At 65.9% G+C, this 13,278-nt stretch carries 9 protein-coding genes; 3 read left to right on the plus strand and 6 right to left on the minus strand.

Annotated elements, in window-relative coordinates; genetic code table 11:
- Positions 1-51 precede the first annotated feature (51 nt).
- The 5 genes from CRO75_RS19370 to mnmC all read right to left on the minus strand — a co-directional run bounded on the left by CRO75_RS19370 (position 52) and on the right by mnmC (position 7,473).
- Positions 52-279, minus strand: coding sequence for a YheU family protein (locus tag CRO75_RS19370; RefSeq protein WP_007932245.1), 228 nt, complete (start codon positions 277-279; stop codon positions 52-54).
- A 125-nt stretch (positions 280-404) separates the two neighbouring features.
- Complete coding sequence (locus tag CRO75_RS19375) at positions 405-1,589, minus strand: osmoprotectant NAGGN system M42 family peptidase (protein WP_087092386.1); 1,185 nt, start codon at positions 1,587-1,589, stop codon at positions 405-407.
- 130 nt (positions 1,590-1,719) lie between these two features.
- Positions 1,720-3,465, minus strand: a complete 1,746-nt coding sequence (gene ngg / locus CRO75_RS19380; RefSeq protein WP_097137544.1) for an N-acetylglutaminylglutamine synthetase — start codon at positions 3,463-3,465, stop codon at positions 1,720-1,722.
- Positions 3,466-3,467: 2 nt separating this feature from the next.
- The gene (locus tag CRO75_RS19385) at positions 3,468-5,240 is read right to left on the minus strand and encodes an N-acetylglutaminylglutamine amidotransferase (protein WP_097137546.1); all 1,773 of its coding nucleotides are present in this window, start codon (positions 5,238-5,240) and stop codon (positions 3,468-3,470) included.
- A 250-nt stretch (positions 5,241-5,490) separates the two neighbouring features.
- On the minus strand, positions 5,491-7,473 hold the full coding sequence (gene mnmC, locus CRO75_RS19390; RefSeq protein WP_177409767.1) for a bifunctional tRNA (5-methylaminomethyl-2-thiouridine)(34)-methyltransferase MnmD/FAD-dependent 5-carboxymethylaminomethyl-2-thiouridine(34) oxidoreductase MnmC: 1,983 nt from the start codon (positions 7,471-7,473) through the stop codon (positions 5,491-5,493).
- A gap of 153 nt (positions 7,474-7,626) precedes the next feature.
- Between mnmC and pap the strand changes: the two genes are divergently transcribed.
- The 3 genes from pap (at position 7,627) to CRO75_RS19405 (ending at position 11,658) form a co-directional block, all read left to right on the plus strand.
- Entirely contained in the window at positions 7,627-9,147 is a 1,521-nt protein-coding gene (gene pap / locus CRO75_RS19395) for a polyphosphate:AMP phosphotransferase (protein ID WP_009045028.1), read from the plus strand.
- Positions 9,148-9,290: 143 nt separating this feature from the next.
- Entirely contained in the window at positions 9,291-10,475 is a 1,185-nt protein-coding gene (locus CRO75_RS19400; RefSeq protein WP_097137550.1) for a thiolase family protein, read from the plus strand.
- Positions 10,476-10,692: 217 nt separating this feature from the next.
- Positions 10,693-11,658: a DMT family transporter gene (locus CRO75_RS19405; protein ID WP_097137552.1), complete on the plus strand. Its 966-nt coding sequence runs from the start codon at positions 10,693-10,695 to the stop codon at positions 11,656-11,658.
- 73 nt (positions 11,659-11,731) lie between these two features.
- Here CRO75_RS19405 and CRO75_RS19410 read toward each other — a convergent pair whose 3' ends face one another.
- The gene (locus CRO75_RS19410) at positions 11,732-13,126 is read right to left on the minus strand and encodes a class II fumarate hydratase (RefSeq protein WP_097137554.1); all 1,395 of its coding nucleotides are present in this window, start codon (positions 13,124-13,126) and stop codon (positions 11,732-11,734) included.
- Positions 13,127-13,278: the final 152 nt, after the last annotated feature.

Below are 13,278 nucleotides of genomic sequence, written 5' to 3' on the forward strand. Positions count from 1 at the left end.
GAAACTGGCCGGGTTGCGGGCGCCGCGATGGCGCCCGGTCCCGGCCCGGAATCAGTCGAACAATTCCTTGGGCACGTCGTGCTTGAGCATCAACTGGCACTGCTCGCTGTCCGGGTCGAACACGATCACTGCCTGGCCCTTGGTCAGCGCCTGGCGCACGCGCAGGACGCGGGTTTCCAGCGGGGTGTCGTCGCCATTGTCGGTGCCGTCGCGGGTGACGAAGTCTTCGATCAGGCGGGTCAGGGTGTCGACTTCTAGTTGGTCATGGGGAATCAGCATACGGGCCTCCGGCAAACAATCCCGGATCCTACTGCGCCGGGCCCCGCGCGGCTAGGCAAACCTCGCGCGGGGCCGTAATGCCGATCATCTGTAGGAGCGTTGCGCCTGGCCCCGGGCTTTTCACCTCACGACTTTTGCCCCACCAGGCTGTCCACCGACGGCACCCGGGTGTCGCTTTCCATTTGTGTGTCGTGCTCCAGCTGATGGCTGAAGCGGTCCAGGGAACCCTGGGCCGGTTGTGCGTCGCTGGCGAACACCGGCGGGCTGAGGATGTAGGCGCCCAGCAGGCGGCTGAGGGCCGCCAGGCTGTCGATATGGGTGCGCTCGTAGCCGTGGGTGGCGTCGCAACCGAAGGCCAGCAGGGCGGTACGGATATCGTGGCCGGCGGTGACCGCCGAATGGGCATCGCTGAAGTAGTAGCGGAACAGGTCGCGGCGCACCGGCAGTTCGTGTTCCGTGGCCAGGCGCAGCAGGTGGCGCGACAGGTGATAGTCGTAAGGCCCGCCGGAGTCCTGCATGGCCACGCTCACCGCGTGCTCGCTGGAGTGCTGGCCGGGGGCGACCGGGGCGATGTCGATGCCGACGAACTCGCTGACGTCCCAGGGCAGGGCCGCCGCCGCGCCGCTGCCGGTTTCTTCGGTGATGGTGAACAACGGATGGCAGTCAATCATCAGCGGCTCGCCGCTGTCGACTATGGCCTTGAGCGCGGCCAGCAGCGCGGCGACCCCGGCCTTGTCGTCGAGGTGGCGGGCGCTGATATGGCCGCTTTCGGTGAACTCCGGCAATGGATCGAACGCGACGAAATCGCCGACGCCGATGCCCAGCGACTCGCAGTCAGCACGGGTGGTGCAGTAGGCATCCAGGCGCAATTCGATGTGGTCCCAACTAATGGGCATCTCGTCCACCGCGGTGTTGAAGGCGTGCCCGGAGGCCATCAGCGGCAACACACTGCCACGCAATACGCCGTTGTCGGTGAACAGGCTGACCCGGCTGCCCTCGGCGAAACGGCTGGACCAGCAGCCGACCGGGGCCAGGGTCAGGCGGCCGTTGTCTTTCACCGCACGCACGCTGGCGCCGATGGTATCCAGGTGCGCCGAAACCGCGCGGTCCGGGCTGTTCTTCTGGCCCTTGAGGGTGGCGCGGATGGTGCCGCGGCGAGTCAGTTCGAAGGGAATGCCCAGTTCTTCCAGGCGCTCGGCCACGTAACGCACGATGGTGTCGGTGAAGCCGGTGGGGCTGGGAATGGCGAGCATTTCCAGGAGGACTTTCTGCAGGTAGTTGAGGTCCGGTTCGGGAATCGATCGGGTCATGGAAACTCCTGATGATGAAAAGGCCATCGATGGTTTCGATGAACAAGGCGTCGGGCGCTCGCTCCCACAGTGCGTTTCTGTAGGAGCGAGGCTTGCCCGCGATAAGGCCGGTACTGTCGGCCCATGACGGTCAGACCGCCGGCTGGCTGTGGGGAAACAACAGGTCGACAAAGCGCTCGGCCGTCGGCTGCGGTTCATGGTTGGCCAGGCCGGCGCGCTCGTTGGCCTCGATGAACACGTACTGCGGCTGGTCCGCCGCCGGCACCATCAGGTCGAGGCCGACCATCGGGATATCCAGCGCCCGCGCCGCGCGGATCGCGGCGTCCACCAATTCTGGATGCAGAATCGCGGTGACATCCTCCAGGGTGCCGCCGGTATGCAGATTGGCGGTGCGCCGCACGAACAGCCGTTCGCCGGCCGCCAGGATGCTGTCGTAGCCGTGCCCGGCGGCCTGCAGGGTGCGCTGGGTTTCGGGGTCCAGGGGGATCTTGCTTTCGCCGCTGGTGGCGGCCTGGCGACGCCGGCTTTGCGCTTCGATCAGCTCGCCGATGGAGTGCTGGCCGTCGCCGATCACCTCGGCCGGCCGGCGAATGGCCGCGGCGACCACCTCGAAGCCGATCACCAGGACGCGCAGGTCCAGGCCCTCGTGGAAGCTCTCGAGCAACACCCGGCTGTCGAACCGCCGGGCGTTGTCGATCGCCTGTTGCACTTCTTCGATGGTGCGCAGATCCACGGCCACACCTTGGCCTTGTTCCCCGTCGAGCGGCTTGACCACCACCCGTTCATGCTCGTCGAGAAACGCCAGGTTGTCGTCGGCGTTGCCCGCGAGTTGTTGCGCCGGCAGGTTCAGCCCGGCCTGTTTCAATACCTTGTGAGTCAGGCTCTTGTCCTGGCACAGGCTCATGCTGATGGCGCTGGTCAGGTCGCTGAGGGATTCGCGGCAACGCACCCGGCGGCCGCCATGGCTGAGGGTGAACATCCCGGCTTCGGCGTCGTCGACCTGCACGTCGATGCCGCGGCGATGGGCTTCCTCGACGATGATCCGCGCGTAAGGGTTGAACTGCGCCTCGGGCCCGGGGCCGAGGAACAGCGGCTGGTTGATGCCGTTCTTGCGCTTGATGGCGAAGGTCGACAGGGTGCGGAAACCCAGCTTGGCGTACAGGCACTTGGCCTGGCGATTGTCGTGCAGCACCGACAGGTCGAGGTAGCTCAGGCCACGGCTCATGAAGTGTTCGATCAGGTGCCGGACCAGCACTTCGCCGACCCCCGGGCGGGTGCAATGCGGGTCCACCGCCAGGCACCACAGGCTGCTGCCGTGCTCCGGATCGTGGAAGGCCTTCTGGTGGTCCAGGCCCATGACGCTGCCGATCACCGCGCCGCTGTCTTCGTCTTCGGCCAGCCAGTACACCGGCCCGCCGGCATGGCGCGGGGTCAGCAGGCTCGGGTCGACCGGCAGCATGTTGCGGGCCAGGTACAGCTGGTTGATGGCCTGCCAGTCCGCCGCGCTTTGCGCCCGACGGATGCGGAAGCCGCGAAACACCCGGGTGGCCTGGCGGTAGTCGCTGAACCACAGGCGCAGGGTGTCCGACGGGTCGAGGAACAACTGGGTCGGTTCCAGACCGAGGATCTGCTGGGGTGCGGCGACATACAGGGCGATGTCGCGTTCGCCGGGGTGTTCGTTGAGCAGCTCTTCGGCCAGGCTCGTCGGGTCGGGAAAGGTATGGCCGATCAGCAGTCGGCCCCAGCCGCAATGCACGGCAATCGGGTCGGTGCCGAGGGCGCTGCGGTCTTCGGCGAAACGCGCCTGCAGACGCTCGTAGGAGGGCGCCTGACCGCGCAGCAAGCGTTGGCTGTAAGCCGTGGCATGGGGTTTCATGGTCAGATTCCTTGTTCGCTGAGCCACAGGTTCAGCGCCGCCAGTTGCCACAGCTTGGAGCCGCGCAACGGCGTCAGCTGGCCTTGTGGATCGGTCAGCAGGCAGTCGAGCATCGCCGGGTTGAACAGGCCGCGGTCCTGGCTCGGGTCGAGCAGCAGTTCACGTACCCAGTCCAGGGTGGCGCCCTGCAGGTGCTTGAGGCCGGGCACCGGGAAGTAGCCTTTCTTGCGGTCGATCACCGCGCTGGGGATCACCAGGCGCGCGGCTTCCTTGAGCACCTGCTTGCCGCCATCGGGCAGCTTGAACCGGGCCGGCACCCGCGCCGACAGCTCCACCAGCCGGTAGTCGAGGAACGGCGTGCGCGCCTCCAGGCCCCAGGCCATGGTCATGTTATCCACACGCTTGACCGGGTCGTCGACCAGCATCACCGTGCTGTCCAGGCGCAGGGCTTTATCCACAGGCTCGGCGGCGCCGGGCTGGGCGAAATGCTCGCGCACGAAATCACCGGCGGCGTCGTTGGCGGTCAGCCACTGCGGCTGCACGGTGGCCGCGTAGTCGTCGTAGCTGCGGTCGAAGAACGCCTCGCGGTAGGCCACGTAAGGGTCGCTGGCGCCATCCACCTGCGGGTACCAGTGATAACCGGCGAACAGCTCGTCGGCGCCCTGGCCGCTCTGCACCACCTTGCAGTGCTTGGCGACTTCCCGCGACAGCAGGTAGAAGGCGATGCAGTCGTGGCTGACCATGGGTTCGCTCATGGCGCGGAACGCCGCCGGCAGCTGTTCGATGATCTCGCGCTCGTCGATGCGCAACTGATGGTGATCGGTGCCGTAGTGCTGGGCGATCAGGTCCGAATACTGGAACTCGTCGCCGCGTTCGCCGCCGGCATCCTGGAAGCCGATGGAGAAGGTCGACAGGTTATCCACACCGACTTCCCGCAGCAGGCCGACCAGCAGGCTCGAATCGACGCCGCCGGACAGCAGCACGCCGACATCCACCGCCGCCCGTTGGCGGATCGCCACGGCTTCGCGAGTGCTGTCGAGTACCCGGTCGCGCCAGTCTTCCAGGGTCAGCCCGGTTTCATCGGCGCGCGGGCCGTAGGGCAGGGTCCACCAGGTTCGCTGCTCGGTGCGGCCGTCGGCTTCGATGCGCATCCAGGTGGCCGGCGGCAGTTTCTCGATGCCCGCCAGCAGGGTGCGCGGCGCCGGCACCACGGCATGGAAGTTCAGGTAATGGTTGAGCGCCACCGGGTCGAGCAGCGGGTTGATGTCGCCGCCCTTGAGCAGCGCCGGCAAGGCCGAGGCGAAACGCAGGCGCTGGCCGGTGCGCGACAGGTACAGCGGCTTGACGCCCAGGCGGTCGCGGGCGATGAACAGGCGCTTGGCGTCCCGCTCCCAGATGGCGAAGGCGAACATGCCGTTGAGCCGCGGCAGCAGCTCGGCGCCCCAGGCGTGATAGCCCTTGAGCAGCACCTCGGTGTCGCCGCCGGAATAAAAGGCGTAGCCCAGGCTTTCCAGCTCGGCGCGCAGTTCGGGGAAGTTGTAGATCGCGCCGTTGAAAGCCAGGGACAGGCCCAACTGGTTGTCGATCATCGGCTGGGCCGAGCCGTCCGACAGGTCCATGATTTTCAGGCGTCGATGGCCCAGGGCTATCGGGCCCTGGCTATGGAAACCCCAGGCGTCGGGGCCGCGAGGGGCTAGGTGGTGGGTAATTCGTTCAACCGCTGCCAGGTCGGCGGGTTGATGATCAAAACGTAGTTCTCCAGCTAATCCGCACATAAGTCCTTACCGGTTTTTCCGTTGGGGAGGGGTGAATCGTGACCAGCCAGAAACGGCAGGTACCCGGAAACTGACCCAGGTGATCCCCTGGAGTTTTAGACCGATGGGTTATAAGCGGCGGGGTGCAAGTGCGTTGCCGGCTGGGGCAAAGGCCTTGATCTGCCTGGAGTTTTGTCGTGCGGGCAGGGCCCGTGGGCGTTTGCGGGAGATGGCCAAGCGATGCCAGGGCGGCTGGCATCGCGGCTTTATTTCATGGCTTGCCGCGAATCAACCGACGCAAGGCAAAGCGATTGGGGTGACAGGCTTCGGCCACGCTGCGCGGCAGGGGCAGCGGTTCGTTGTCCAGCCAGGCGGCCAGCAACTCGCCCGACAGCGGCGCGGTGATCAAGCCGCGCGAGCCGTGGCCGCTGTTGATATACAGGCCGTCCAGCCAGGGGCAGGGCAGGTCCGGAACCTGGCGCGCGTCCTTGCCCAGCACCGCGTAGACCTCGGCGAATGCCGCCTGGTCCGCCAGGGGACCGACGATCGGCAGATAGTCCGGGCTGGTGCAACGGAAGGCGGCCCGTCCTTCGAGGGTTTGCGCTTGCAGCCGGTCGGCTTCCAGGCGTTCCACCAAGTCCTGGGAGATCTCTTCGAGCATCTGCAGGTTGCCCGCATGCTCGGTGGCGGTGAGTGTCAGGTCTTCGCTCTTGAAATCGAAACTGGCACCCAGGGTGTGTTCGCCCAGGCGCGCGGGGGCGACATAACCTTCGGCGCACACCACGGTGGCCAGGCTCTGGCTGCGCGCAGTCTGCGGCAGGCGGGTGATCTGCCCGCGGATGCGTTTGAGCGGCAGCTCGGCGCTGGCGGCAAAGCGCTTGATCTCGGCGGCGCCGGCGAGGATCACCACCTCGGCACTGGCCAGCAGCCGCTCGCCGTCCCAGGCCTGCCACTGGCCATCGACCCTGTGCAATTCCACTACATCGTGGTGGGGCAGCAGGCGAATCCGCGGGTGCGCGGCTTGCCACTGGCACAGGGCCGGCGGATGCACCCAGCCACCTTCCGGGTAGAACAGCCCGCCGTGGGCCAGGCCGACGCCGGCCAGGGCCTGGGCCTGGGGCTGGTCCAGCTGATGCAACAGGTCCGCCGGGAAGGCCGCCGCCAACTGCGCCTGGCGCTCGGCTTCCTTGGCGTTGAAGGCCAGTTGCAGCACGCCGCAGCTGTCCCAGTCGACGCCCCGTTGCAGCTGTTCGAGCAGGCGCCGGGTGTAGCCAAAACCGCTGAGGATCATCTGCGACAGGGCGGTGCCGTGGGCCGAGAGTTTCAGGTACAGCACGCCCTGGGGATTGCCCGAGGCCTCCTGGGCCAGTTGCCCGTGGCGCTCCAGCAGGCTGACCCGCCAGCCCCGCGCGGCGAGGCTGGCGGCGCTGGCGCAACCGGCCAGGCCGGCGCCGATCACCAGGGCGTGTTTGTCCTGGATCTGTTGCGTGGGGCGGGCGAACCAGGGCTTGCTGGCGGCAGGCAGCGGCGTGTCTTCGGGCCAGCCGAGAAACTCGCCGCGCAGCACTTCCCACTTGTGGCCGATGCCCGGGGTGCGCTTCATCTTGAAGCCCGCGGCATTCAGCAGGCGGCGCACCCAGCCGGTGCTGGTGAAGGTGCTGATGCTCGAACCCGGCGCGGCCAGGCGCGCCAGTTCGGCGAACAGCTCGGCGGTCCACATCTCGGGGTTTTTCGCCGGGGCGAAACCGTCGAGGAACCAGGCGTCGATCTGCCCGTCGAGTTGCGGCAATTGCTCCAGGGCATCGCCGACCAGCAGGGTCAGGGTGACCCGGCCCTCGTCCAGCACCAGGCGCTGAAAGCCCTGGTGCACCGCGACATAGGCGTGCAACAGGCGCTCGGCCAGCGGCCCCAGTTCCGGCCACAGGGCCAGGGCGCGCTGCAGGTCGGCTGGCGTCAGCGGGTACTTTTCCACGCTGACGAAATGCAGGCGTGCGCTGGGGTCGGCCTGTTGCTCGAACAATTGCCAGGCGCAGAGGAAATTCAGGCCGGTGCCGAAGCCGGTCTCGCCAATGACGAAGCGGCCACTGGGCGGCAACGCGGCAAAACGTTCGCGCAGGCGGTTCTGTTCGAGAAACACATGGCGGGTTTCATCCAGGCCCGACTCGGTGGAGAAATACACATCGTCGAAGACCCGCGAACGCGGGCGACCCTGGTCGTCCCAGTCGAGCTGGGCGTGGGGCTGGGGAGGGGGCAATTCGGCGCTCATGTTCGGCTCGGTAGCGGCAAGGCGGCCATTCTAGCCGATCGACACACCGGGTAATGATCCACGGCAATAAGCAGCATGTTCGGGGCCGACAAAGCCTAGGTCGATCCGCTAGTCTTGCTCCATCTTGCCAGGGAGTCGCTCATGTTCGAATCTGCCGAAATCGGTCACGCCATCGACAAAAAAACCTTTGATGCCGAAGTCCCTGCCCTGCGCGAAGCCCTGCTGGAGGCCCAGTTCGAGCTGAAGCAGAAAGCCCGTTTTCCGGTGATCGTATTGATCAACGGCATCGAAGGCGCCGGCAAGGGCGAGACGGTGAAACTGCTCAACGAGTGGATGGACCCACGCCTGATCGAGGTCCGCACCTTCGACCAGCAGACCGACGAAGAGCTGGCGCGACCGCCGGCCTGGCGCTACTGGCGGATGCTCCCGGCCAAGGGCCGCATGGGGGTGTTTTTCGGCAACTGGTACAGCCAGATGTTGCAGGGGCGGGTGCACGAGCTGTTCAAGGACGGCCGTTTCGACCAGGCCATCGCCGGCGCCGAGCGCCTGGAAAAGATGCTCTGCGACGAAGGCGCGCTGATCTTCAAGTTCTGGTTCCACCTGTCCAAGAAACAGATGAAGGCCCGCCTCAAGTCCTTGCAGGACGACCCGCTGCACAGCTGGCGCATCAGCCCGCTGGACTGGCAGCAGTCGGAGACCTACGACAAGTTCGTCAAATATGGCGAGCGCGTGTTGCGCCGCACCAGCCGCGACTACGCGCCCTGGCATGTGATCGAAGGCGTGGATCCGCATTACCGCAGCCTGGCGGTGGGCAAGATTCTCCTCGAGGGCCTGCAGAGTGCGCTCAACCGGCCGACGCTCGAAGTCGAGTCCCATGTGGCGCCGCTGGGCGAGGCGGTCGACAAGCTGACCCTGCTCGACAGCCTGGACATGAGCCAGCGCCTGGACAAGGACGACTACGAGGAGCAACTGATTACCGAGCAGGCGCGCCTGGCCGGCCTGCTGCGCGACAAGCGCATGCGCAAGCACGCGTTGGTGGCGGTTTTCGAGGGCAACGACGCGGCCGGCAAGGGCGGGGCGATTCGCCGGGTAGCGGCGGCGCTGGACCCGCGCCAGTACAGCATCGTGCCGATTGCCGCGCCGACCGAGGACGAGCGGGCCCAGCCGTATCTGTGGCGCTTCTGGCGGCACATTCCGGCGCGGGGCAAGTTCACCGTGTTCGACCGTTCCTGGTACGGCCGGGTGCTGGTGGAACGGGTCGAGGGCTTTTGCAGCCCGGCGGACTGGTTGCGCGCCTATGGCGAGATCAACGACTTCGAAGAGCAGCTCGAGGACGCCGGAGTGATAGTGGTCAAGTTCTGGCTGGCGATCGACAAGCAGACCCAGCTGGAGCGTTTCCAGGCCCGCGAAGAGATTCCGTTCAAGCGTTTCAAGATCACCGAGGACGACTGGCGCAACCGCGACAAATGGGACGCCTACCGCGCCGCCGTCGGCGACATGGTCGACCGCACCAGCACCGAGGTCGCGGCCTGGACCCTGGTAGAGGCCAACGACAAGCGCTGGGCCCGGGTCAAGGTGCTGCGCACCCTCAACCGCGCACTGGAAGAGGCATTCGACAAGTCCGAGAAAAAGGACAGGAAAGGCAAGAAGGGCAAGAAGTAACCGCCGCGGGTTGTGAGCGGGTCACTGGATAAACCCGGCACCGCGATGGTTTTGCATACGCCGGATGAATGATCGTCGCGGCCGGGCAAGGGCTGGATCTATGCTCGAGCCACTCACAACCGACAACAACAATGAGGTATGCCATGCGTGAAGTGGTGATCGTCGATAGCGTGCGGACCGGCCTGGCCAAGTCCTTTCGCGGCAAGTTCAACCAGACCCGTCCGGATGACATGGCCGCTCATTGCGTCAATGCGCTGCTGAGCCGCAACGGTATCGACCCGGCCAGCGTCGAGGACTGCATCGTCGGCGCCGGTTCCAACGAAGGGGCCCAGGGCTACAACATCGGGCGTAACGTCGCGGTGCTGTCGCGCCTGGGCACCGGTACCGCGGGCATGACCCTCAACCGTTTCTGTTCGTCCGGCCTGCAGGCGATCGCCATCGCCGCCAACCAGATCGCTTCCGGTTGCAGCGACGTCATTGTCGCCGGCGGGGTCGAGTCCATCAGCCTGACGATGAAAAGCGTCAACACCGACAACCTGATCAACCCGCTGCTCAAGGAACAGGTGCCGGGCATCTATTTCCCCATGGGCCAGACCGCCGAGGTGGTTGCCCGGCGTTACAACGTGAGCCGCGAGGAGCAGGACCTGTACGCCCTGCAAAGCCAGCAGCGCACCGCGGCGGCCCAGGCGGCCGGGCTGTTCGACGACGAGATCGTGGCGATGGCGGTGAAGTACCGGGTCGAGGACAAGAACAGCGGCCAGGTGCAGATTCTCGACGGCGTGGTTGATCGTGACGATTGCAATCGCCCGGACACCACCCTGGAAAGCCTGGCCGGTTTGAAACCGGTGTTCGCCGAAGACGGCTCGGTGACCGCCGGCAACTCCTCGCAATTGTCCGATGGCGCGTCCATGACCCTGGTCATGAGCCTGGAGCGGGCCCTGGCGCTGGGGCTCAAGCCCAAGGCGTTCTTCCGCGGCTTCACCGTGGCCGGTTGCGAGCCGGACGAAATGGGCATCGGCCCGGTGTTCTCGGTGCCCAAGCTGCTCAAGGCCAAGGGCCTGCAAGTGGACGACATCGACCTCTGGGAGTTGAACGAGGCCTTCGCGTCGCAATGCCTGTATAGCCGCAACCGGCTGCAGATCGACAACGCCAGGTACAACGTCAACGGCGGCTCGATCTCCATCGGCCACCCGTTCGGCATGACCGGTTCGCGCCAGGTCGGCCATCTGGTGCGGGAACTGCAACGGCGCAACCTGCGCTACGGCATCGTCACCATGTGCGTCGGCGGCGGCATGGGCGCGACCGGGTTGTTCGAAGCGGTGCGCTAAGCCCGTCAGGCGGGGGCGAATCTGTCTGCCTTACGAACCTATCGCGGGCAAGCCTCGCGCCTACAGGACGGTGGTGTTTCTGTAGGAGCGAGGCTTGCCCGCGATGCTTTTTGCGACCTGCACAATCCTGTTTACGTTGCCCCTCCAACTGTCTCTGTGTAAGTCACCGCCCCGGGCCTAGAATGCGGGCTCTCTCCATCAGGCTTTTGGGGGTTGCATGCACATCTCGTCCGGTCGCTGGGTCTACGGCTTGTTCCTCGCACTGCTGACGGCGCTGCTGTGGGGCATCCTGCCGATCAAGCTCAAGCAAGTGTTGCTGGTGATGGACCCGGTGACCGTGACCTGGTTTCGCCTGTTGGTGTCCGGTGGTTTCCTGCTGGTCTACCTGGCGGCGGTCAAGCGTTTGCCCAGCTGGCGGGTACTCGGGCCGCGCGGCGGCTGGCTGGTGCTGATGGCGGTCTGCGGGTTGGTGGGCAACTACGTGCTGTACCTGATGGGGCTGAACCTGCTGAGCCCCGGCACCGCGCAACTGGTGGTGCAGATGGGGCCGATCCTGCTGCTGATCGCCAGCCTGTTTGTGTTCAAGGAGCGTTTCAGCCTGGGGCAGGGGATTGGCCTGGCGGTGCTGCTGATCGGTTTCGGGCTGTTTTTCAATCAGCGCCTGACCGAGCTGCTGACGTCCTTGAGCAACTACACCGCCGGGGTGCTGACGGTGCTCGCCGCCTCGGCGGTCTGGACCTTCTACGCCCTGGGCCAGAAGCAGTTGCTGACGGTGTGGAATTCCTTGCAGGTGATGATGGTGATCTACCTGTTCTGTGCGCTGTTGCTCACCCCGTGGGCCCATCCCCTCGAAGCGCTTGAATTGAGCCCGCTGCAAGGCTGGCTGTTGCTGGCCTGCTGCCTGAATACCCTGATCGCCTACGGTGCGTTCGCCGAAGCGCTGGCCCATTGGGAAGCGTCGCGGGTCAGCGCCACGCTGGCGATCACGCCCTTGGTGACCTTCGCCGCAGTGGCGGTGGCGGCCTGGTTGTGGCCCGAATATGTGCATGCCGAACAGATCAACGGCCTGGGGTATGGCGGGGCGGTGCTGGTGGTGCTGGGGTCGGCCTTGACGGCCCTGGGGCCTTCGCTGATGGCCGGGCTCAAGGCGCGGCGGGGACGTATGGAAATGCCGCAGAGTTAGGGCGCGTTATCGTCGATCGCGGGCAAGCCTCGCTCCTACGGAAGCAGGAGCGAGGCTGATTTGCAGCTGGCGATCAGCCCTGCTTGCCAGCCTCCAGCATGTTTTCCGGACGCACCCAGGCATCGAACTCTTCGTCCGTCAGGTAACCCAGCTCCAGGGCCGCTTCACGCAAGGTGCGGTTCTCGGCATAGGCTTTCTTGGCGATCTCGGCGGACTTGTCGTAGCCGATATGGGTGTTGAGCGCGGTGACCAGCATCAGCCCGCGTTCCAGATGGTCGGCCATCTGCACCGGGTCGGGCTCCAGGCCGGCGATGCAGTGCTGCTGGAAGTTGCTGCAGCCGTCGGCGAGCAGGCGCACCGATTGCAGCAGGTTGTGGATGATCACCGGCTTGAATACGTTCAGTTGCAGGTGGCCCTGGCTGGCGGCGAAGCCGATGGCCACGTCGTTGCCCATCACCTGGCAGGCCAGCATCGACAGGGCTTCGCACTGGGTCGGGTTGACCTTGCCCGGCATGATCGAGCTGCCCGGTTCGTTGGCCGGCAGCCTGACCTCGGCCAGTCCGGCCCGTGGTCCGGAGCCCAGCAGGCGCAGGTCGTTGGCGATTTTCATCAGGCACACCGCCAGGGTCTTCAGCGCGCCGGATAGAGTGGTCAGGGGTTCGTGGCCGGCGAGGGCGGCGAACTTGTTCGGCGCGGTGACAAACGGCAGGCCGGACAAGGCCGCCAGCTCGGCGGCGATCGCCTCGCCGAAACCATGGGGCGAGTTCAGCCCGGTACCGACGGCGGTGCCGCCCTGGGCCAGCTCACAGACCGCCGGCAGGGCCGCGCGAATGGCGCGCTCGGCGTAGTCCAGTTGCGCGATGAAGGCCGACAGCTCCTGGCCGAAGGTGATGGGCGTGGCATCCATCATATGGGTGCGCCCGGTTTTCACCAGCTTCATGTGCCGCGCGGAGAGTTCGGCCAGGCCGCCGGACAGTTCGGCGATCGAGGGCAACAGATGCTGCTGCACCGCCTGGGCCGCGGCGATGTGCATCGCCGTGGGGAAGCAGTCGTTGGAGCTTTGCGAGCGATTCACATGGTCGTTGGGGTGCACCGGGCTCTTGCCGCCGCGCGGGTTGCCGGCCAGTTCGTTGGCGCGACCGGCGATCACCTCGTTGACGTTCATGTTGCTCTGGGTGCCGCTGCCGGTCTGCCAGACCACCAGTGGGAACTGGTCGTCATGCTGGCCGTCCAGCACCTCGTCGGCGGCCTGTTCGATCAGGCGAGCAATGTCGGCCGGCAGGTCGCCGTTGCGGTCGTTGACCCGGGCCGCGGCCTTCTTGATCAACGCCAGGGCATGCAGGACCGACAGCGGCATGCGCTCGTTGCCGATGGCGAAGTTGATCAGCGAACGCTGGGTCTGGGCGCCCCAATAGGCTTCGTCCGGGACTTCAACCTGGCCAAGGCTGTCGGTTTCGATTCGACTCATCGTGCTCACTCCTGTAGGTCTGATTGCGCAGTTTAGGCCGTGATCCACCGCCTGGGTTCCATAAAGCGCCTTTTGTGTCATTTGGTCGAGCAAATGCAGGCACCACAAGGGTTGGGGTTGAGCGACAGAGTTTTTTAGGCGCAGAATGGTCG

Origin of the sequence: Pseudomonas sp. LAMO17WK12:I10, from assembly GCF_900215185.1 — a bacterium.
In the GTDB taxonomy this organism is placed as follows: domain Bacteria; phylum Pseudomonadota; class Gammaproteobacteria; order Pseudomonadales; family Pseudomonadaceae; genus Aquipseudomonas; species Aquipseudomonas chlororaphis.